The organism is Bacterioplanoides pacificum (assembly GCF_042648445.1).
GTDB classification, from domain to species: domain Bacteria; phylum Pseudomonadota; class Gammaproteobacteria; order Pseudomonadales; family Oceanobacteraceae; genus Bacterioplanoides; species Bacterioplanoides pacificum.
This window is the reverse complement of the sequence record NZ_JBHRYB010000003.1, coordinates 111885-132797: the sequence shown is the minus strand read 5'-3', so window position 1 is coordinate 132797 and position 20913 is coordinate 111885. Positions and strand designations below refer to the sequence as shown.

At 53.5% G+C, this 20913-nt stretch carries 17 protein-coding genes and 1 riboswitch; of the genes, 16 read left to right on the top strand and 1 reads right to left on the bottom strand.

Annotated elements, in window-relative coordinates; genetic code table 11:
• Positions 1-95 precede the first annotated feature (95 nt).
• A complete protein-coding gene (gene htpX / locus ACFOMG_RS03945; protein WP_376864918.1) occupies positions 96-992 on the bottom strand; it encodes a protease HtpX in 897 nt (298 codons plus the stop codon).
• A 201-nt stretch (positions 993-1193) separates the two neighbouring features.
• On the opposite strand from htpX, the gene ACFOMG_RS03940 reads away from it, so the two are divergent.
• The 16 genes from ACFOMG_RS03940 to ACFOMG_RS03865 all read left to right on the top strand — a co-directional run bounded on the left by ACFOMG_RS03940 (position 1194) and on the right by ACFOMG_RS03865 (position 20873).
• Positions 1194-1712, top strand: coding sequence for an RNA polymerase sigma factor (locus ACFOMG_RS03940; protein ID WP_376864917.1), 519 nt, complete (start codon positions 1194-1196; stop codon positions 1710-1712).
• A gap of 116 nt (positions 1713-1828) precedes the next feature.
• Positions 1829-2839 carry a FecR family protein gene (locus tag ACFOMG_RS03935; protein ID WP_376864916.1) on the top strand — a complete coding sequence of 337 codons (1011 nt, stop codon included), beginning with the start codon at positions 1829-1831 and terminating at the stop codon, positions 2837-2839.
• A gap of 103 nt (positions 2840-2942) precedes the next feature.
• Positions 2943-4733, top strand: coding sequence for an Lcl domain-containing protein (locus ACFOMG_RS03930; RefSeq protein ID WP_376864915.1), 1791 nt, complete (start codon positions 2943-2945; stop codon positions 4731-4733).
• Complete coding sequence (locus ACFOMG_RS03925) at positions 4726-7251, top strand: TonB-dependent receptor (RefSeq protein ID WP_376864914.1); 2526 nt, start codon at positions 4726-4728, stop codon at positions 7249-7251. The genes ACFOMG_RS03930 and ACFOMG_RS03925 overlap by 8 nt, the downstream gene beginning before the upstream one ends.
• Before the next feature lies 1 nt (position 7252).
• Positions 7253-8620 carry a hypothetical protein gene (locus tag ACFOMG_RS03920; RefSeq protein ID WP_376864913.1) on the top strand — a complete coding sequence of 456 codons (1368 nt, stop codon included), beginning with the start codon at positions 7253-7255 and terminating at the stop codon, positions 8618-8620.
• Positions 8613-9326 carry an Lcl domain-containing protein gene (locus ACFOMG_RS03915; RefSeq protein WP_376864912.1) on the top strand — a complete coding sequence of 238 codons (714 nt, stop codon included), beginning with the start codon at positions 8613-8615 and terminating at the stop codon, positions 9324-9326. Before ACFOMG_RS03920 ends, ACFOMG_RS03915 begins: the two co-directional genes overlap by 8 nt.
• The gene (locus ACFOMG_RS03910) at positions 9313-10506 is read left to right on the top strand and encodes an Lcl C-terminal domain-containing protein (RefSeq protein ID WP_376864911.1); all 1194 of its coding nucleotides are present in this window, start codon (positions 9313-9315) and stop codon (positions 10504-10506) included. Before ACFOMG_RS03915 ends, ACFOMG_RS03910 begins: the two co-directional genes overlap by 14 nt.
• A 1-nt stretch (position 10507) precedes the next feature.
• Positions 10508-11035, top strand: a complete 528-nt coding sequence (locus ACFOMG_RS03905) for an Lcl C-terminal domain-containing protein (protein ID WP_376864910.1) — start codon at positions 10508-10510, stop codon at positions 11033-11035.
• A 146-nt stretch (positions 11036-11181) separates the two neighbouring features.
• Complete coding sequence (locus ACFOMG_RS03900) at positions 11182-11946, top strand: heme acquisition protein HasA (RefSeq protein WP_376864909.1); 765 nt, start codon at positions 11182-11184, stop codon at positions 11944-11946.
• Positions 11947-12045: 99 nt separating this feature from the next.
• Positions 12046-13878, top strand: coding sequence for a type I secretion system permease/ATPase (locus ACFOMG_RS03895; RefSeq protein ID WP_376864908.1), 1833 nt, complete (start codon positions 12046-12048; stop codon positions 13876-13878).
• Positions 13878-15350 carry an HlyD family type I secretion periplasmic adaptor subunit gene (locus tag ACFOMG_RS03890; protein ID WP_376864907.1) on the top strand — a complete coding sequence of 491 codons (1473 nt, stop codon included), beginning with the start codon at positions 13878-13880 and terminating at the stop codon, positions 15348-15350. Before ACFOMG_RS03895 ends, ACFOMG_RS03890 begins: the two co-directional genes overlap by 1 nt.
• A 50-nt stretch (positions 15351-15400) precedes the next feature.
• Positions 15401-15540: riboswitch (TPP riboswitch) on the top strand.
• Positions 15541-15633: 93 nt separating this feature from the next.
• On the top strand, positions 15634-17823 hold the full coding sequence (locus ACFOMG_RS03885; protein WP_376864906.1) for a TonB-dependent receptor: 2190 nt from the start codon (positions 15634-15636) through the stop codon (positions 17821-17823).
• A 143-nt stretch (positions 17824-17966) separates the two neighbouring features.
• Complete coding sequence (locus ACFOMG_RS03880; protein WP_376864905.1) at positions 17967-18233, top strand: YkoF family thiamine/hydroxymethylpyrimidine-binding protein; 267 nt, start codon at positions 17967-17969, stop codon at positions 18231-18233.
• Entirely contained in the window at positions 18226-18861 is a 636-nt protein-coding gene (gene pnuC, locus ACFOMG_RS03875; RefSeq protein WP_376864904.1) for a nicotinamide riboside transporter PnuC, read from the top strand. The genes ACFOMG_RS03880 and pnuC overlap by 8 nt, the downstream gene beginning before the upstream one ends.
• Positions 18862-19704 (top strand): phosphotransferase, encoded by an 843-nt coding sequence (locus ACFOMG_RS03870; RefSeq protein ID WP_376864903.1) that lies wholly within the window; start codon positions 18862-18864, stop codon positions 19702-19704.
• Positions 19705-19799: 95 nt separating this feature from the next.
• Entirely contained in the window at positions 19800-20873 is a 1074-nt protein-coding gene (locus tag ACFOMG_RS03865; RefSeq protein ID WP_376864902.1) for a patatin-like phospholipase family protein, read from the top strand.
• Positions 20874-20913: the final 40 nt, after the last annotated feature.

Below are 20913 nucleotides of genomic sequence, written 5' to 3'. Positions count from 1 at the left end.
ATAAGGAACGTTTTATCCACAGCGCGCCTGTTTGTCAAGCGAACATAAAAAACGCCGCCCAATTGGGCGGCGCTGGTTAACCGGCGGCTGCGCGATTATCTGCCGTAACGCTGCTTCAGGGCGTTGATACGGTCATCCAGTGGCGGGTGGCTGGCCATCAGTGCAGCCAGGCCGCCGCCTTCACCACGAATACCAAAGGCCACCAGTTCACCACTCAGGTCACTGGGCTGGTCGTAGGTCTGTTTCAGTGCCATCAGTGCGCTGGCCATGGCCGCCGGGCTGACCAGTTCAGCACCGGCCTGATCGGCACGGTATTCGCGACGACGGCTGAACCAGGCCACCATCATCGACGCCAGAATACCCAGCAACATATCCATTACCATAGTGATCGCAATACGGGCGATAAAGCCCAGTCCACCTTCGCCGTTTTCATCGCGGGTGAAAGAATCAATTACGGAGACAATGATACGGGCGAAGAACATCACAAAGGTATTTAACACACCCTGCATCAGCGCCAGTGTCACCATGTCGCCGTTGGCAACGTGGCCGATTTCGTGGCCCAGTACGGCTTTCACCTGTTCTTTGTCCATGCGCTGTAACAGGCCGGTGGAGACGGCAACCAGCGCGTCATTTTTGTTGGCGCCGGTAGCAAAGGCGTTCGGTGCATCCGACTGGAAAATTCCCACTTCCGGCATGCCGATACCGGCTTTATCGGCCAGTTCTTTTACCGTGGCGACGATCCACTGTTCACTGGCATTGTGGGGCTGATCAATGATTTGTACGCCCATGGATTTTTTCGCCATCCATTTCGACATCATCAGAGAGATCAGTGAGCCACCCATGCCGAACACGCCACAGAAGATCAGCAATGACATCAGGTTAATACCACCGCCCTGCTGCATGTAGTTGCCTACGCCGGTGATACTCAGTACCACACCCAGCACCAGCATTATCGCCAGGTTAGTACCCAGAAATAACAAGATACGCATCATCTGCGAAGTCCTCTTATCAAGTTGTTTATTGTTCACGGAATCTGGGGGTTAATATGGCGTTTTTCCGCCCGGCTTCAAGCGCTTTATGGTGGTCAATCTGTCAGGAAGCGTCATCCCTGAGCCTCATTAAATATCTTATCAATTGATAATGATTCTCATAAGTGTTAGTTTGCCCGTGGTTTTATCGGCAGGTAAGCAGTGGTGGCAGAGCTGGATCTCAGACAACTTTTTCAGCAGCAGGCAAATAATCTGCTGCAGCGGCTGAAGGCCAAAAGCCGGGATCCGGCGCTGGCGGAAGACCTGCTGCAGGATGCATTTGTCCGTTTGCTGGAACGTCAGTCAGATGATCACAGCGGCAGCGCGGCCATTCAGAACAGTACGGCTTATCTTAACCGCGTCGCCAATAATCTGCTGTTGGATCATTACCGCAGCCAGCAGGCGCGGCAAACCGAACCTTATGCCAATGACGAGCTGAGCGAGATGGCGGAAACAGCCAGCCAGACTGACAATCAGGTAGAGCAACAACAGCAGCTCGAACACATGCGCCAGCTGCTGGCGCAGATGCCACTCCGTACCCGCCAGGTTTTTCAGTTGTGCCGCATACAGGGAAAAAGTTATGCCGAGGCGGCCGATCATCTGGATATCTCCGTCAGTTCGGTGCAGAAACACCTGACCCGTGCGCTGGATTACCTCACTCAGGCGTTAGAGCGAAGCAATTAGGCGTCAGAGCGAAGCGATTAATGTCCGCCATTTTTACCCGATTGGTATCACTGGCTCGTCAGATTAAAATGACAGCCGGAATGAACAACCAGAATAACCACACCTGAGCCAGGCGGATGAGTCACATAACTGCACAGCAACAGCACACAGCAAACGACTGGTGGGTGCGCCAGCAACAGGGGCTGAGCGCCGATCAGCAGCGTTTGCTGGAGGCCTGGCTGGTGGCGGAGCCTGCTCATCAGCAGGCCTTTGAACGGGCTGAACAGGCCTGGCAGCTGAGTGCCCTGCTGGCTGACGAACCGTTGCTGAATGACGATATTCCCCGCCGTCAGCCGCACTCTGCACTGACGGCACAATTGAATACCCGGCCACGTCGCTGGTCGCAGGCGTTGTTGCTGCTGGTATTCTGCTGGCTTGGAGTCTGGAGCTGGAACTCCCCCTGGATGCAGCGCTGGCAGGCTGATTATTACACCCAAACCGGCGAACGGCGCCTGATCCGGCTCAGCGATGGCAGTCGTGTTGAGCTGGGCGCCGATACCGCACTGACGCAGCAGTTTGACCGGCAGCGGCGTCAGCTGACGTTATTACGCGGCGAAGCCGTATTTTATCCGGCGCCGGTCCGTGACGGCGAAACGCGGCCGTTTGTGGTCAGTGCCGCCGGCCAGCAGATTACCGCGCTGGGTACGGTGTTTTATGTCGCTGATGACAACGACAGTCTGGCGCTTGGGGTCGTGCAGCACAGTGTCAGACTGAGCGCTGCGGATACGCCGCAGGCGGGCAGAATTGTGCGTGAAAATGAATTTGGCATGTTAAAAGATCAGCACTGGTATCCGCGCCCGGCCGCAGCACTGACGGAAGCACTGAGCTGGCAGCAGGATCAGCTGGTGTTCCGCCGTCAGCCTGTGGCGGCGGTGATTGAGCGGCTGAACCGTTATTTGCCGGATACGATTGTGCTGCTGGCGGATATTGCGGCGGACAAACATTTATCCGCCGTGTTTCAGCTGTCATCAGCGACGGCTGCCGAAAGCGATACGGATACGACGGAAGCTGCACCCGCGGCCGCCATTCTGGCGCGCGAGCTGAACCTGAAGCAACTGAGCGTAGCGGGAACACATTTCCTGTTTTAGTTTTGCTCTAATAAGAATAATTTTTACTCGTTTATAATTCTCATTCGTTATATCTCCCGAATGCGCTGCGATAACAGCGCACATCTGATCATCAGGAGGGGATATGACTTCAGCAACCGCGGGACATCCGCCGTTATTTCAACAAACTGCACTGGCTCTGGTGCTGGCCGCCACACTCAGTGGTTGTGGCAGTGACGATGACAGCAACAACAGCCGTGCACCACAATTGTCCATCGCCGATATTGAGGTGCCGGAAGGCAGTGGCGGCAACAGCGAAGCCATATTTACCCTGACGCTGGATAAACCCGCCAGCAGTGATATCCGTATAGATCTGGCACTGAATGCAGGCACCGCGGTGGCCGGTGAAGACTACCAGCCACTGGCCAATAATCAGCTGCTGTTTGCCGCCGGTGAGCAGCAGCAACAGCTGCGGGTTGGCCTGGTAGCTGACTACCGTTATGAGTTGGATGAGCAGTTCAGCCTGGTGTTATCCAACCTGCGCGGCGATGCCAGCTTACTGCGCAGTCGTGCGACCGCCACCATCATCAATGATGATCAGGGGCTGAACGATAGTGGTGTGACCTTTGCGGCCAATAAAACCGACACTAAAGACGATCACTGTAGCGACACCAGTGATAACGTGGTGGCGCAGCAGGATTGCCGCCATGGTCTGGACAGTCAGCAGGCATTTAACGATAACGCCAACGGCGCGGCAGGATTTAACTTCACCAAACTGGATGCTGAAGGCAAAGACCTGGCGGCCGATGCAGGCAGCTGGCATTGCGTACGCGATAACGTTACCGGCCTGGTGTGGGAAGTAAAAAGTGGTACCGGGTTGCGTGCCAAAGAGCATACTTACCTGTCTTATCAGCAGCGTTTTGCCGAAACCGAAACCCCGAATGATATTGCCGCCGGCATAGCAGACAACGGCGCTGATCAGGGTTCTGATAACTGTGGTAACGCCGACAAAATCTGTACCACCGAGCAGTTTGCCGCCGACGTTAATCAGCAAGCCTTATGTGGCTTTAACGACTGGCGTGTGCCGCGCGTGAATGAGCTGGAGTCGCTGCTGAATTATGCCAGTGGGGTACCGGCGGTGAATGGTGATTATTTCCCCCATAATATTTCGGCCTGGACGGACACACCCAGCCGTGGTGGTGCCAGCACAGCTGCCACCTTGTATCTGAATGCGCAAACCGGGCTGTTTGCTTTGCAGGCAAAAGATTACGATCCAGCGGCTGACAATGCGCCACAAATTGGCACACGACTGGTGCGTGGTGGCAAAGCAACGCTGGCAAGTGGCGCTGAATTAACCCGCAACGTCAGCCAGAGTGCAACCACGCCGGCGATCAGCTGCGAGCCTAATCTGGGCGCCACTACGCCGGCTGCGGATTTTGAATTTAATATCGACGGCAACCCGGCGCTGGTGCGTCATAAAGCCACCGGACTGACCTGGCAGCGTTGTCCGGAAGGTTCGGTATTTAACGATGCCGGAACCACCACAGATTACAGTGATGACCTGTGTGATGGCACGGTTAACTTTGGTCAGATGATTGTTGATGGCTCTGCCAGCTGGGATGAAGCGCTGACGGTCGCAGAAAACAAAGGTGATGGCTGGCGCCTGCCGAATATCCGCGAGTTGCAGAGCATTACCGAACACGCCTGCACGCCGGCTCAGAATGCCCTGGTGTTCCCGCCTTATGTTGCTTATGCAACACATACCTGGAGCTCTACCCCGGCGCTGGATGGCAACGCTAATCTGACGGAATGGTACTTCACCGAAACTCAGTTCCAGCGCGGTCTGGCAAGCCGTAAGGCAAAAACCGGCCCGGCTGGTGCCGGTGCGCCGGCAGCGGTTCAGGGCCTGGTGCGCTTAGTGCGTGATCATGACTAAAGCTCTGTGGCTGAGCCTGCTGCTGTGGTGGCCGTTAACGGCCGTTGCCGCGCAGGCACCAAGCGTATCGCAGCAGCAGGAGTTCTTTTCGTTTGCTATCGAACGCCAGCCCCTGGCCGATGCCTTGCTTGAGTTTGCCGTGCAAAGCAACAGCAGTCTGGTGTTCGACAGCGAAGCATTCGCGGGGCTGTACAGTCGCGCGATACAGGGCGATTACCGGCTGGCCGAAGGGCTGCGGCGGTTATTGGCGGCGGCACCGGTCAGTTATGACATCCGTGACCACTCCCGGCCGCGGACCATAGTGCTGACGCGCAACACCGACACCGACACCGACACCGACACCCAAGCCCAGCAGCTGCAGCTGCAGCTGTCAAAGGTGGTGGTGCGCGGTTACGCGCCCGGTGACTGGGTTTATAACAGCCCGAACAGTGATGCCGTGATCAGCAAACAGCAGCTGGAGAAAATGCCACCGTTGCATACCGCTGATTTATTTTCTGAAGTCAGCGGTGTGTTTGTGGCTGAAGACCGCAGCAATCCGGGGCTGTCGGTCAATATCCGTGGCATGCAGGATTTTGGCCGGGTCAATATGACGCTGGATGGCGCACGTCAGAATTATCAGCAAAGTGGTCATGGCGCGAACGGTCAGGCCTACGTTGATGCGGCGCTGATTCGTCAGGTGGATATTAAAAAAGGCCCGAGTTCGCGTGCCAGTGGCGCGGGTGTGGTGGGCGGTGTGGTGAATTTTTCCACCATTAATGCCGACGATCTGTTAGACGTGGATGAAACACTGGGGGCGCGGCTGAGTTTAACCCGGGGCGTGCCGCCTGCGGCTAACGGTTATCGTTTATCCGGCAGCGCGGCGCTGGCTTATCGTCGCGGTCAGTTTGATATGTTGGCGGCTTACAGCGAAAAAAATCTGGATGATTATGACGGTGGTCATAACGGCAGTTTTACCGGTGACGCCGACAGTGATCAGGCGGTACGTGATGTTGCCACCCAATATACTCAGCAGGATCAGGATGCGCGCTTATTAAAAAGCCGTTTTCATCTGGATGCCGCCCGTTATCTGGCGCTGAACGTCAGTGAATTTAATGCCTATTCCGCTTCGCCGACGGCGCGTCAGCAACAAAACAGCAGCACGGTTCACAGTCAGAACCTGATTGCTGAATACGCCTCGCCACAACTGAACAGCAGCTTAAGCCGTACCCTGACGCGCAGCGATCAGGTGACATATCCCGGCAGTGTTGATGCCCGTTTTGATCTGAGTTATCAGATCGAAACCTATGGTGGGATGCTGGAAACAAATAACGATTTTTCCTTCGGGCACTATTTAATGAGCTGGTTTTACGGCGCTGAATATTTTATTGATCGCAGTGACCCTCAGGCGCAACAGCTGAATTTTACCGATGCTGCGGATTACAGCAGCAGTTTTTCCGGGCCTACACCGCAGGGCGAACGTGCTATTGCCAGTCTGTTCAGCGAATGGCAGCTGGAATCTCAGCAGGGTTTGCAGCTGCGTGCCGGTGTGCGTTACGACCACTATCGGCTGCAGGGCAAAACACATTTTGATTTAGGTATTGATCCTGACGATAACAGTCAGCGGCTGTGGCGGGCGTATATCATCGACCGTGATCAGGGGAAATTATTACCAACTCTGTCGCTGGGTTACGAGTTGTTTCCCGGCGGGCAGTTATTTGCCGGATATGCACGCGGCTGGCGGCCGCCTGCCATTACCGAAACGCTGATGTACGGCCAGCATGTGGGGAACTCCGGACCACCGGTATCGCCGAATCCGGAATTAAAAGCGGAATTAAACAGCAATACTGAAGTTGGTTTTAATCTGTTACAGGAAAATATCTGGCTCAGTGGTGATGTATTTAAAAGCAAACTGGCGTTTTATAACAACCGGGTAAAAAATTATATGATCAATGCCGGGGTGTATTTCCCGGCGTTTGGTGGTTTTTCGATTCCCGGCGAAACCATCAGTTATCGTGGCTCGACCGGGTTTGTAAACCTTCAGCAACCACTGACGTTTCAGGGAGTCGAGCTGAACAGTGAATACGATACCGGGCGTTTTTACAGCAAACTGAATTACACCTATACCGAGCTGGATTATCAGCCACAATACGATCCGTTACCGAACGGCGGCAGTGATCATTTCCGTGAATTTCTGCTCACCCAGCTGAATACCGAAGACAGCGTTATTCTGGTTCAGCCACCGGCCCATAAAACCACGCTGGATGTGGGCATGCGTTGGTTGCAGCAGCGCTGGGTTGCCGGTGTGCGGCTACGTTATTTTTCGGCTAATAAACTGGCCGGCGGACCACAGAGCGAACTGCAATTTAACGCTTCTCAGGTTGTTGATCTGTACAGCAGTTATCGTATTAACAACGATTTTCTGTTTCGTCTCAGCCTGGAAAATGCCGGCGACCGGTTATACGCCACACCGCTGACTCTCAGCTCCTCTCATATTGGTCCGGGCCGGACTTTGTTATTCACAGTGACGGCAAATTTCTGACATGTTTATTTTTGTGCAATTAATCCTGAAAAAATTATCCGGCTATTGCTTCTTGTTTGCCGCCGCCGCGTTATTAACCGGTTGTTTTGCCGAGGTTGACCTGACTGAAGAAGAGCAACAGCTTAATGACCGGCTCAGTCAGCCAGGCAGTTCGCCGCCGGATCATGAGCAGCCACTGGCAATAACACTGGCAGCAGCCCGGGCGGCAGAAGGCGACCCTGAGCGGCCACAACAGTTATTATTTGCCGTCACACTGAATCGTCCGGCAACGCAGGATTTAACCATTTATTATCAGCTGGAAAACGGCCTGGCACTGGCCGGGCGGGATTTTGTTATGCCACAACGGCCTGAGCTGTTGATTGAGCAGGGCCGCAATCAGGGCTGGATAGCGGTTGATCTGATTGCCGACGAGCGCCCGGATATCAGTAAAAATCTGACCTTACGGCTGACACATACGGAGCCGGATATCGTGATGATTATTAACGGCGCAGCCGACGGAATTATCGCTGACGATGATGATCGGCGCCGGCCGCTGACCCACAGCGGCAGCCAGGGCTCGATTAATCAACAGGGTGAATACAGCGCTGAGTGTGAAGGGCCTTACTCACATTTATTGGATTGTCATACTGCGTCCGATAATGCCGCGGATAGCAGCCGTTTTCAGAAGCTGGATAATGATGGCAAGGTATTGGCAGCGGATGTCGATCACTGGGCCTGTGTGCGCGATAATCACAGTGGCCTGATCTGGGAAGCCAAGCAGGATATTCCGTTTGATCAGTATCACAGCATTCATTCAGAATTTACTGTGCTGAATTCCCGTTATTTTGATTGGGATGAAAGTTATCACCCGCTGATATTATCGGGTAACGATTTTATTTTATCCGGTATTCCGGATACTCCGACCAGCGAACATGACTGGCAACCGGGTGACTCTGATGAAATTTATACCGTTTATATCGGCTCGCAGAATTGTGCCAATCATCATTTTGTCTGCACCAGTGAACAATATGCCCTGGATGTTAATCAGCGCGGGTTATGTGGTTTTAACGACTGGCAGGTGCCGCAGATTGAGCAGTTAACCAGTTTACAATCGGTCGCTTATCTGGACGCACCGCCACCACAGTTTTTCCCGTTTAACGGCACCTTTATCAGTCATTCTGTGGTGTTTGACTGGCCACAACAGGTGCCTGAAGAACACGCTGTTGCGGTTGTCAGTCAGGCGGTGGCAGCGCTCAATATCCGTCATCATCCACAGCAACGTGGACGGGTTTTAACGGCTGCGCTGTATGGCGATCAGCCTCCCAGCGATCGCAGCCCGGTGTCGGCTGCTGGTTATCAACTGATGCTGGTCAGGACTATCAATGAATAAATTTTTATTATTGTTTTTTTTATTGCTGTGGCCGCTTTACGCCCGGGCAGATCAGAATCTATTAACGCTGCTGTGCACAGCGGAAGCTGAAGCAGAGGTCAGCCGGCGTTATCAGTTTTTTGCCGATGGCACTGTGCTGGATCGCGACAGCGGTTTGCGCTGGCAGCGTTGTTATCACGGCCAGAGTTTAAATAACCAGGGTAACGACAATTACCTCGACGACCGCTGTGACGGTGAGGTGACGGCGGTATCTGGCTGGCAACAGCTGATGCAATTAGCACAGCAGCAATATCAGCAGGCGGATGGCTGGCGCCTGCCCAGTCGCCGGGAGCTGCAGTCTATCAGTGACCGTCGTTGTGGCGGCTATTACAGCCTGAACGATACATTACAGTATGTCGCCGGAGCCGATCGCCCGGCGGGCGTTTTTCCTCTGCAGACGGTTACTGAAACTTCATCTGCCGCAACCGGGTTGCCCGTGGTATGGACAGAGTTGAGTAATACCCTGGTGGCACAGCGGCGGGTTTTTATTACTCAGGCCACAGAAAGCCGCTCTTATCTGACACCGGCTTTTGTCGGCTATCCGGACACCTCGCCGCTGGCGGTTTTTTCTGCCGCCACGCTGACACAAATCCGGCAATGGTATCCGGATTATGACAACCGCTTTTACGGCTATAGCGTTCGCTGGGTAAAAAATGATGAAAATTAAATCAGCGGCTTTATTTTTATCGGTACTGATATTACAGGGCTGTCCGCTGCAATCGGACAATCAGACGGATAATTTTGACCCGTCCGGACTGGTGGCGCAGCCGCGCCAGCTGAGTTTATCGGCCCGGGCAAACACTTCTTCCGTGACGCTGAACTGGACAGCGCCGGTGGCTGCGCAACAATTTACTTTGTATCGCGCGCGTGAATCGATAACAGCATTAAATGATCTGAATAATATTGCAGCATTGGCCGATGGCCAGGCGATGGCGGTAACGGGAAATCAGCATCAGCTGGATGGGCTGGAGAATGGCCGGTATTATTATTTTTTATTAACCGCCAGGACGGCGGATCAACAAATATTACGATCACCTCAGGTTGAAGTGCTGATACGCAATCAGAGTATTGCGTTTCAGTCTGCGGTTAATGATAGCGGCCGGTTAACTCCGGACAGTGCCGTATCCTATTGTCATCCGCAGCATCAGGATTGTGGTGCCGGCAGAGACGCCACTCATAATGATAACAGCGATGGTTATGCCGGTTTCAGCTTTACCCGATTAAACCATTTGGGTGAGGAAGTCGCAGACGCAGCACAACCCTGGTCTTGTGTGCGCGATAATGTGACCGGCCTGGTATGGGAAGTAAAAACCGACCACGTCCAGCCACAGCAGCGGCAGTTAACCGATAAACGCTGGATTTACAGTTATTATGACCAGCAGTTTGTTGATGCTGATGGCAGTGATGGGCCATTAAACGGGCCACTGGGTGGCAGTGACGGAATTTTTGCCGGTTATGCCGACCGTGGTATTAACAGTGGCGGTGATCATTGTGGTAATTCTCAGAAAATCTGTACCAGCCAGCAATATGTGCAGGATATTAATGCGCTGAAATTATGTGGCTTCAGTGACTGGCGGTTACCGCGTTTTGTCGAGCTTTATTCATTAAAAATTCTGCAACAGCAAGCGGCAGAAATCGACACCGATTATTTTCCCCATACTCAGCAGCGTTATCTGACATCCGATTTCAGTCTGGCACCAAAAGGCAATGGCCAGAGTGATTCTCACGGTCAGGATGTCATTGTTGCTGGCAGTCATGGCCTGTTAACTGTGTCTTTTAATGGTGCGGAACAATCCTGGAAAAGTCGTCATTATGGCAGTTTGCGGCTGGTCCGCGGAGGGCAATAATATGAGCAATAAACAGCTGATAATCATTTTTTTATCCTTGTTGCCATTACCGCTGCTGGGTGCGGAAGAACGACAGCAGTTATGTACGGAGGCCTTGCCCGAATCGACCCCGGCTGAACACTTTATTGTGCAGGCTGACCCGGCTACGGTATTACACATCAGCACTAACCTGGTATGGCAACGTTGTTTGCTTGGCCAACAGTTTAATGCCGGGCGTTGTGAGGGGGAGCCGCTGAACTTTGTGCCACGTCAGCAAGGAAGATTAACGCCGGCAACTCATGATGCATCGATTATTCTGGAACAGTTGTTATCGGATTTTCCGGGCTGGCGGCTGGCGAACGAAAAAGAATTACTCAGTATTGTCGAATACCGCTGCATTCAGCCGAGAATCAACACGGCTGTTTTTCCTGGTTTTGGCCGTATTTTTCGTCCGTCCGATCAGCAAGTGTCAGTGGCGCATTTTATTGGCCACGCTGATGCGGGTGCCACGGCGATGACTATGTATCGCCTGGTAAAAAATAACGAATAATTTTTTACTCGATTCCGCGCTCCGGTCGTTAGATATAAAGATGAGAAATATTCTTATCTGTGTATCTGGAGCAGCGTCTCCGTCCGCCATGGATGGCTCATCAGGACAGCGCTTAATTCAATATCTGACGACAACAGGAATCGAACATGACAATTGCGATCAAGGTAAACTCCGGCGAAGGTTTATCAGCCTATCTGGCCGATTATCAGGCTAATTTCAGTGCATCCGGCTGGGGTGGTTTTAACAGCTGGAATCCGATGGCGACCAGTGGCAGCCAATATGCTCAGGGTGAAGGTTCGGTATTTAATGCCGGTGATACCAGTAAACGTGGTTTTGTTGCTGAAGGGGCGCTGGAATATACGCTGTTTTCTGCTCCGGCACATACCCTGTATGGCCAGCTCGACAGCCTCAGCCTGGGTCATGGCCTGAGCGGTGTATCCGACCGGACGCTGAACAGCGAAGAGTTTACCATTTCGGGGCTGAATTTATCCGCCGATCAGGCTGCCGGCCGTGACGGTGTGGTGCACAAAGTGTTGTACGGCTTAATGAAACCCAACAACGCCGTGGACGGTAATCAGGGCGTACAACATCTGATCGACGTCCTCGACGCTCAGCAGCTGGATGTCAGCGGCGGCGCGGGTGATGACCTGCTGCATGGTTACTCACAAAATGACACCTTAAGCGGTGGTGCCGGTAACGACACCTTTGAATTCGGACTGTTAAACGGTGCCGGCAGCTTTGGCAATGATACCATCACGGATTATCACAGCGGTGATGTGATTCGTCTGGCCGGCGTGGATCAGACCGGATCGTCAGTCAGCAACGGTAACCTGACTATCAGTACTACCGGCGGCACTATTACTGTTAATGGTGTGACAGATGTTAATGATGTGAGCATTATTAGCGCTTAAAATAGCCCGCTGTTAAGCAGTGCCTGAACCGCCCGGCCTCACTCCGGGCGGTTTTGTTTTTATGATTTTATTCTTGTGTCTGAGTGTGCTCATCGCGTTATGAAAGTTTTTACTTCCGGACAGAACAACGAATCCCGACTAAAAAGCCTGATCTGGCCGGTGTTCCGCCAGCGCCTTGGCCATCTGGCACTGTTCAGTGCTGTTATCAACCTGCTGATGCTGGCTCCGGCTGTGTATATGTTGCAGGTCTACGACCGGGTGCTGGCGTCCGGCAATGAAATGACGCTGCTGATGCTGACCCTGATGGTGTTGGTGCTGTTTGCTTTTATGGGCGTGCTGGAATGGCTGCGCAGCGTGGTGGTAATACGCCTGGGTACCCGTCTTGATCTGACACTGAACCGCACTCTGTTTAACGCTGTATATCAGGCCCGCCTCAGCCGCCGGCAGCAGAATGCCGAGCAGGCATTAAACGATTTAACCCAGTTACGTCAGTTTGCCACCGGTAATGCCTTGTTCGCCTTTTTTGATGCCCCCTGGTTTCCGCTGTATCTGCTGGTGATGTTTTTGTTTCATCCGTTATTGGGTGGCCTGGCGCTATTGGGCGCTGTATGCCTGATCGCACTCGCCTGGCTGAATCATAAAATAGCCGAGCCGGCGCTGGATCAGGCCAGTCAGCTGTCGTTACAGGCCAACCAGCAGGCCGGTAGTCAGTTACGTAATGCCGACGTGGTCGCGGCCATGGGCATGTTACCGGATCTGACTAACCGCTGGCTGAGCCAGCATACTCAGTTTCTTGCCTGGCAGAATTTTGCCAGTGAACGCAGTGGCCAGATATCCGCCGCTTCCCGGGCGTTACGGCTGGCGTTGCAGTCTCTGGTGCTGGGCCTGGGGGCCTGGCTGGTGCTGCAGCAACAGATCAGCGCCGGCATGATGATCGCCGCTTCTATTCTGATGGGGCGGGTGCTGGCCCCCATCGATTTGTTAATTGCGGTATGGAAGCAATACAGCAGTGCCCGTCAGGCGTATGTGCGCCTGGAACGCCTGTTACAGCATTATCCGGCTGAAGAGCAGCGTCTGGCTTTGCCGGAACCCAGTGGCGAACTGCTGGCCCAGGGCGCCACTGTGTTGTTACCGGGCAGTCGTACAGCCTTGCTGAAACAGCTGAATTTTGCCCTGAACAGTGGCGAAAGCCTGGGCGTATTAGGGGCTTCCGGCAGCGGCAAATCCACCCTGGCGCGGTTATTGTCCGGGGCGTTAACCACCGATGATGGCGTGTTGCGTATCGACGGCGCGGATATCCGCCACTGGGATCAGCAGCAACTGGGGCGTTACATCGGTTATTTGCCTCAGGATGTACAGCTGTTCAGTGGTACGGTGGCCGACAATATTGCCCGTTTCAGTGCGCCTTACGATAGTCGCGATGAAGATATTGTCAGTGCCGCCAGAATGGCCGGTGTGCATGAGCTGATTCAGCAACTGCCGCAGGGCTACGATACCTGGCTGGGGGATCAGGGACAGGGACTATCCGGTGGTCAGAAGCAGCGTCTGGCGCTGGCCCGGGCGTTGTTCCGCCTGCCGCGTATTATTGTCCTCGACGAGCCGGATGCCAGCCTCGATCAGGCCGGAGAAATGGCGTTATTGCAGACCCTGCAGCGTATCCGTCAGGCCGGGCGCACGCTGATCATGGTGTCGCATAAAGCACGCTTGCTGGACGGTGTGGATAAGTTAATGGTACTGGAACAGGGCAGGGTGCAGGCGTTTGGTAGTCCACAGAAAGTGCTGGATGCCATCGCACCGCCATCTACATCCGGCGCCGCTGCACCACACACCGCCAGCACTGCTGCACCAATGGCTGGCCACAGCAGTACGTTAACGGATACCCTGATGCCGTCAATCAGCCTGAGTTATTCCTCGGGCCATGGAGAATCCTGATGACCCCGCAAACCCGTATTCGCAAGGCCGGTGAGCTGGCCGATGTGCGCCAGTTATGGAGCGCCCGCGAACAGCGTGATACTCCGGCGCTGCACAGTGACGAAGGCCCGGCCTACCGCCTGGGTGTATGGCTGATGTGGAGCTGCCTGATTGTCTTGTTGTTGTGGTCGGCGTTGGCGCCACTGGATAAAGGTGTGATGGCTGCCGGTCAGCTGGTGGTATCGGGCAACCGTAAAGCGGTGCAACACCCGACCGGTGGCCTGGTGAATAAAATTCTGGTCAGCAACGGCGATCAGGTGCAGCAGGGTCAGTTGTTAGTGCAGCTCAACCCGCTGGAACCGCGCTCGCGGTTTCAGTCGTTACGCAGTCGCTATCTTGGCTTGCGGGCGGAGGAAGCACGACTGATGGCGGAGCTGGCCGGAGACCCGCAACTGACGCCTAAAACCGATGAGTTTACCGATCCGCAGCTGATGGCGGACGCGCTGGCATTGCAGCAGCAGCTGATGCAGCGCCGTGAGCAAACGCTGACAACCGAGCTATCGGCGCTGGAACAAAGTGCCCAGGGGTTAAATGCTTCGCTGGCCGGTTTAAAGAGTTCGTTACAGAGCAAGGAAGCGCAGCGCCAGAATCTGCAGCAACAGCTGAACGGATTACGCCAGCTGGCTGAACAGGGCAGCGTGGCGCGTTATCAGCTGCTTGAAGCGGAACGCTTTTATGCCCAGCTGGATGGCGCCATTTCAGAAGATATCGGCAACATTGGTCAGCTACAGAGCCAGGTACTGGAGCTGGGTTTACGCCGGGCCCAGCGGCAGATGGAATACCGTCGTGATCTGAACGAGCAGCTGGCAAATACCCGCCAGCTGCTTGATGACGTGTTCGGACGTTTACAGACTGCGCAGTTTGAACTGCAGAACACCGATATCCGTGCCCCGGTGGCCGGCGTGGTGGTGGATGTGCAGGTGTTTACCGAAGGGGGTGTGATTGCGCCCGGCAGCCCGCTGATGGAGTTGGTGCCATCGCAGGGCGAGCTGGAAGTGCAGGCACAGCTGCGTCCGGACCGGGTGGATAACGTTCGCCCGGGACTGCAGGTGGAGCTGGTATTCAGCGCCTTCGAACAAAGCACCACGCCGCGGTTATTTGGTGAAGTGGCACTGGTGGCGGCCGACAGTATGACCGACCAGCGTACCGGGCTGGACTATTATCCGCTGACGATCCGTATCCTGCCGGAGAGCCTGGAGCGCATCGAACAACACCGTCTGGAGCAGCACCAGGCGGAACAATACCAGGCAGATCCGCGCCAGACAGAACACGGGGTGGATAAACCACAGTTACAGCTGGCTGATAATCCGTCGTTTGCATTCCGTCCCGGCATGCCGGTACAGGTGATGATCCGCACCGGAGAACGTTCGTTACTGAACTACCTGTTTCAGCCTTTGTATCAGCGCATGCTGACCGCCTTTACCGAAGGCTGATAACGCGGCCAAAGTCGGCTGTTGTCGGCGCCGGTTTCACAGTATGATGCCTGTGTCCCAGGGGGTGGCTGGCGCAATCTTCACGATTGCATAACAGCCTGAGATGTCTGATGTTTTGTTAATGCAAAACGGCAAACCCCTTGAACCTGATCCGGTTAATACCGGCGTAGGAATGGGGAGGTGCAGGTGGCTGTGTATCATGCGGCTGCCAAGGAAGCCGAATCAGCTTTTCTCCACGCTCGCACATTACCGGGTCTCTCGTTTTTATAAACAGGAAGACCTGATGCTCAATAAATTTTCTTCTCTTTTTGTGGTATCGCCGCTGGCGATGGCGATTTCTTTGTCGGCGGTTGCCAATAGCCAGACATTAGCCGAGTCCGGGACGGAGAGCGTAACGCTGGATGTTGTCAGCGTCAGTGCTGATTTCCGCCAGAGCGATGTACAAACGATTCCTGAGTCCGTCACTGTGGTGGGCAATGATCAGATTGAACAACGCAGTGCCGAACACCTGGAACAGATTTTAAGTCTGGCACCGAATGTGAATTTCTCTTCCGGCAGCTCGCGCGGGCGCTATTTCCAGATTCGTGGTATTGGCGAACGCAGCCAGTTTATCGATCCGGTTAATCCGTCGGTGGGTTTAATGATTGATGGCATTGATATGACCGGCCTGGGTGGTGCCGCGACGCTGCTGGATATCGACCAGGTGGAAATTCTGCGCGGCCCTCAAGGTACTCGTTTTGGTGCCAATGCCCTGGCCGGCATGATTAATATTCAGAGCAAAGCACCGACCAGAGAAAGCGAGGGTTTTGTTGCTGCGAAAGCCGGTAATTATGGCACTCATGGTCAGAGTGCGGCCATATCTGGTGGGTTAACGGAGACCGTTCAGGGTCGTCTGGCGGTTTCCAGTTTTAAGTCCGATGGTTATATGGAAAATGATTTCCTCGACCGGGAAAATACCAACAATATTGATGAAGTGGTGGCACGCGGTAAATTAGCGGCACAGTTATCGGACGCTACTGATCTGACGTTTACTTATTTTTATACCGATATTGATAACGGCTACGATGCGTTCTCGCTGGATAATAACCGCACCACGTATTCGGATAACCCGGGTGTGGATGCCCAGGAAAGTCATTCGTTTGCGCTCGACTTAAATTCGAAGCTGAACGACAGTGTGTCGTTTGAGGCGTTACTGGCGACCAGTAAAGCGGATGTTGAATATAGTTATGATGATGATTGGGCCTACGGCAGTTACGACCCTAATACCGGAAATTGTATTACCGCAGCCGGACCTTGCCTGGCAACACAGGATGGTGCCTGGGGTTATAGCCAGAGTGATAATTATCTGCGCGATTATCAACGCAACAGTATCGATCTGCGATTATTGTCGGGTGTCAACGGCCGGATTTTTTCTGATACTACCGATTGGGTTGTGGGTATTTATGGTTTTACCCGTGAGGAAGATCTGGCTCGCAGTGTGATTAAAACCGATACCGGTGAAAATCGAGCCGATAAACGCATTATCAGTGAGTTAGAATCTCAATCCTTGTCTGTCTACGGTGAACTCTCCACAGCCTTATCTGATCATCTCCAACTTACGTATGGTCTGCGAGTCGAACGATGGAAATCCGACTATCAGGATAATCGTATTGGCAGCGAAGATAAGGAAGAGACACTGAAAGGTGGGAAGGTTACTCTTGAGTATATGGTGAGTCATGAACACCTGGCATACGGCTCTTTAGCTCGCGGCTATAAAGCGGGTGGTATTAATACCGACCCAGATCTCGAAACCGTCAACCGAACATTTGACACCGAATTTAACAACACCATTGAATTGGGTCTGAAGTCTTCACTATTGCGCGATACGCTGATTACGCGTATCGCCGCGTTTTATGTCGACCGCAAAAATCAGCAAACAAAAAACTCGTTTGTTCAGGACGACAACAATGCTCCGTCCTTTAGTGACTATGTTGGCAACACGGATAACAGTGAAAATTATGGCTTTGAGCTGGAGTCTGACTGGAATATCTCACAGCGTATCAACTGGCAGTTAAGCTATGGGTATTTAATTACCGAACTGGGTAAATACACCTACGAGTCTGAGTCTTATGGTACTTATGAGCAGCAAGGGCGTCAGCAAGCACATGCACCACAATACAGTGCTGCAACCGCACTAAACCTGGCTGTAACGGACAGTGTATCGTTCCGTATCGAAAGCGAAGCAAAGGACGAGTTCTATTTCTCAGATAGCCACAACCTTAAATCAGAAGCGTATGTGTTATGGCATGCGCGTATTGCGTATGAGCAGCCAGAATACAGCCTGGCGCTGTACGGTCGTAATCTGACGAATCGTGACTATGAAGTGCGCGGTTTTGGTTTTAGTAATGATCCGCGTGACGGTTATGTGTCGTTCGGTTACGTTCAGTATGGCGAACCGCGTTTGTTTGGCATCGAAGGTCAATATTCGTTCTGATTAAACGGGAATCTGGTTCCGTATATTGCACCGCAACACGCCGTAAATGCATCCATGCAGGCTCGACTGCCGCATCCCTGCGGCAGACGGTTGCGTCAGCAATACACGAAACCGCTTCCTTTCTGAATTGGTAGGAGAAGGTAATGGAACTTTCAGTAGAAATCAGCAAATACCCATTAGCCGATGATTATATTCCGGCGATCAAAGATTTTATTGAACGGCTGCAGGCAACGGATGGCTTGTCGGTGGTGTGCAACACCATGAGCACACAGGTGTTTGGTGATTACGATTTAGTCATGAATACTCTGAATGCAGAAATAAAACGCTCATTTGAACAATTTGGTAAAGCGATTTTTGTCTGTAAATTTATCGGCACCAATCTCGATCCGGCGTTAAAACCCCATGGCTGAACTGGTCGATATACTCTGGCGTGCCGCTGCGGCGATGAGTGGCTGGGAAGTTCTGGCTACCGCATTGGGGCTGGCCTATCTGATTCTGGCGATCCGGCAAAGCAACTGGTGCTGGTATGCCGGTTTTGCCAGCACCGCCATCCTCAGCTGGTTATTCTGGAACGTCAGCCTGGTGATGGAGTCAGCACTGAATATTTATTATTTGCTGATTGCCGTTTATGGCTGGTGGTCGTGGAAGCATGGTAACCAGCAGGCCAGCCAGGATTTACCGATTCAGCGCTGGGGCATAAAGCAACACAGTCTGGCGGCGGTTAGTATTCTGACGCTGACGTTGATCAGTGGTTATTTGCTGGCACAAAATACCAGCGCGGCATTGCCGTATCTGGATTCGTTTACCACCTGGGGAGCAGTGGTTACCACCTGGATGGTAACCCGCAAAGTACTGGAAAACTGGTTGTACTGGCAGGTGTTTAATTCCTGCGCAATCGTGTTGTATATCGACCGCGGTTTGTACCTGGTGGCGTTATTAATGGCCCTGTATCTGGTGCTGGCGGTGGTTGGCTGGTTTACCTGGCGGCGTGATTACAACGCGCAGCAAAATCAATCTGCACAATGGCAGGGCGCCTGAATGTTGCAACTGCTGGATGACTGGCCACAGTGGAATTTAACGTCACAAAAACCGCAGCCCGGGCAAATTGAATTATTGCCCGGTGGACTGACTAATCAGAGTTTTATGCTGCATCTCAGCAGCGGTGATTATGTGTTACGGCTGGAGGCTGGTAACAGTGGTGAGCTGGATATTAATCGCGAACGCGAATATCAGATTCATCAGCAGGCCGCGGCGGCCGGACTGGTTCCGGAAATTATTTTTCGCAGCCAGGGCAAACACAAATATTGGATCCGGCGTTATATCGCCGGTGAATTGCTGACTCCGGAAACGCTTAATCAGGATACGCTGATCCAGATGGTGCAGGCCTTGCGGCGTTTGCATCAGTTGCCCGTTAGTGGCGACCTGCCGTTAATTTCGTTAACGCAAAAAGGCGGACGTTATCTGCAAACTATCGCGGCACAACAATCAGCCCCTGCCGGGCTGTTAACCCTGGCTGAGCAGTTATTGCAGCAGTTTGAGCCACTGCCGGATTCGCAGCCTTGTGTCTGTCATCTGGATCCGACTCTGGGAAACTGGATACGCACCGCACACGGACTGCAGCTGCTCGACTGGGAATACGCCGGGCTGGCACATCCGTTGTGGGATCTGGCGGCGCTCTGTCAGGATGTACACCTGAGTGAATATCACCAGCAACAGTTACTCGACCATTATTTTGGTGTCGGGCAATGGCGTTCGTCACAGTGGCGTTATGCCCGTAATCAGATGGCGTTGCTGGCGGCCTTATGGTATGGCGCGCAGCAGATCTGGAGCCTGCCCGAACTGGAGACCTACCTGCTGAGTCTGCAGGCGGTGAATCTGTGAGTTGTTCGCGGCACATATCCCCCTTTTCTTCAGCGCGTATTTTTTTACACTGTGGCGTCGTTTAAATCTGCACAGGTGTTGCTAAGGAGTCGCTGGTGAACAAAGCTTTTCCGCTGAAAATTTTTGCCGGTGAAGAAGCACTGGCGCATATCCGCCAGCACGGGCTGCAGGCCAGTGATATCGAAATGTTATTGGCGGCGTCCGGTGGCCCTAAATGGTTATCTCTGGCGGCCATCGACCGGTATTTATTAACTCAGTGGTTTGCCGGACGACAACAGCCGTTGCATGTTTTGGGGACTTCAGCCGGTGCCTGGCGTATGGCCTGTTACGCCCAGAATGATCCGCTGGCAGCGCATGCGCGCTTTCAGCAAGCTTATATCGAACAGAATTATTCCGATAAACCCACCGCCCGGGAAGTGGCTGATGGTTGTGTGCATATTCTTAATGTGGTGTTGGGAAAAGACGGTGCGCAACAAATCATTAATAACCCGACTGTGCGTTACCACACTCTGGTGACACGTTGTCGCGGATTAGCTGCCAGCGATCAGAAACAACTGCAAACCCTGGGGCTGGCGGGTGCTATGGCGGCCAATTTAATTTCCCGTGCGGCCATGCGACCACTGATTCAGCGCACCTTTTTTCATCATCCGGATAGACCGCCGATTGATCATTTCCCCCATCTGCCAGCGGCCCATGTGGCTCTGAATGAACACAATATTCAGCCCGCTCTGCTGGCAACCGGAGCCATTCCACTGGTGATTGCCGGGGTTAAAAATATTCCCGGTGCGCCAGCCGGTACTTATCGTGATGGTGGTGTGACGGACTATCAGTTTGACCTGCCGGTATACCCGGAACAGGGCTTTGTTCTGTATCCGCACTATTTCGCGCAAGCACCCAAAGGTGGTTGGTTTGATAAAAAATTGCGCTGGCGTACCTCCTCCCGTGAGCACTACAAACGCACCATTATTGTGGCACCGAGCTGGGAGTTTGCCGCCAGCTTGCCCGGTGGCCGGATTCCTGATCTGGAAGATTTTTATCTCTATAAATACCCCGAGCGGCGTCAGCGCTGGGATACAGCCCTGGCCCAGTGTGAAGCGCTGGGGGATGCCTTCGCCGAGCTCGATCAGAACAACCGTTGGGCCGAACTGGCAGAGCCACTTCCCTGGTAAAACTGCGCAGCCAGCCGCTGCCCGGATCAGCAAGACTCAC

What these genes read in the sequence shown, in the direction of transcription:
- ACFOMG_RS03895 (WP_376864908.1), top strand. Translation starts at nt 12,046, where the DNA reads ATGAAAGTTTTTACTTCCGGACAGAACAACGAATCCCGACTAAAAAGC.
- ACFOMG_RS03885 (WP_376864906.1), top strand. Translation starts at nt 15,634, where the DNA reads ATGCTCAATAAATTTTCTTCTCTTTTTGTGGTATCGCCGCTGGCGATG.
- ACFOMG_RS03870 (WP_376864903.1), top strand. Translation starts at nt 18,862, where the DNA reads ATGTTGCAACTGCTGGATGACTGGCCACAGTGGAATTTAACGTCACAA.
- ACFOMG_RS03890 (WP_376864907.1), top strand. Translation starts at nt 13,878, where the DNA reads ATGACCCCGCAAACCCGTATTCGCAAGGCCGGTGAGCTGGCCGATGTG.
- ACFOMG_RS03920 (WP_376864913.1), top strand. Translation starts at nt 7,253, where the DNA reads ATGTTTATTTTTGTGCAATTAATCCTGAAAAAATTATCCGGCTATTGC.
- ACFOMG_RS03930 (WP_376864915.1), top strand. Translation starts at nt 2,943, where the DNA reads ATGACTTCAGCAACCGCGGGACATCCGCCGTTATTTCAACAAACTGCA.
- ACFOMG_RS03905 (WP_376864910.1), top strand. Translation starts at nt 10,508, where the DNA reads ATGAGCAATAAACAGCTGATAATCATTTTTTTATCCTTGTTGCCATTA.
- ACFOMG_RS03910 (WP_376864911.1), top strand. Translation starts at nt 9,313, where the DNA reads ATGATGAAAATTAAATCAGCGGCTTTATTTTTATCGGTACTGATATTA.
- htpX (WP_376864918.1), bottom strand. Translation starts at nt 992, where the DNA reads ATGATGCGTATCTTGTTATTTCTGGGTACTAACCTGGCGATAATGCTG.
- ACFOMG_RS03915 (WP_376864912.1), top strand. Translation starts at nt 8,613, where the DNA reads ATGAATAAATTTTTATTATTGTTTTTTTTATTGCTGTGGCCGCTTTAC.
- ACFOMG_RS03900 (WP_376864909.1), top strand. Translation starts at nt 11,182, where the DNA reads ATGACAATTGCGATCAAGGTAAACTCCGGCGAAGGTTTATCAGCCTAT.
- ACFOMG_RS03935 (WP_376864916.1), top strand. Translation starts at nt 1,829, where the DNA reads ATGAGTCACATAACTGCACAGCAACAGCACACAGCAAACGACTGGTGG.
- ACFOMG_RS03880 (WP_376864905.1), top strand. Translation starts at nt 17,967, where the DNA reads ATGGAACTTTCAGTAGAAATCAGCAAATACCCATTAGCCGATGATTAT.
- pnuC (WP_376864904.1), top strand. Translation starts at nt 18,226, where the DNA reads ATGGCTGAACTGGTCGATATACTCTGGCGTGCCGCTGCGGCGATGAGT.
- ACFOMG_RS03925 (WP_376864914.1), top strand. Translation starts at nt 4,726, where the DNA reads ATGACTAAAGCTCTGTGGCTGAGCCTGCTGCTGTGGTGGCCGTTAACG.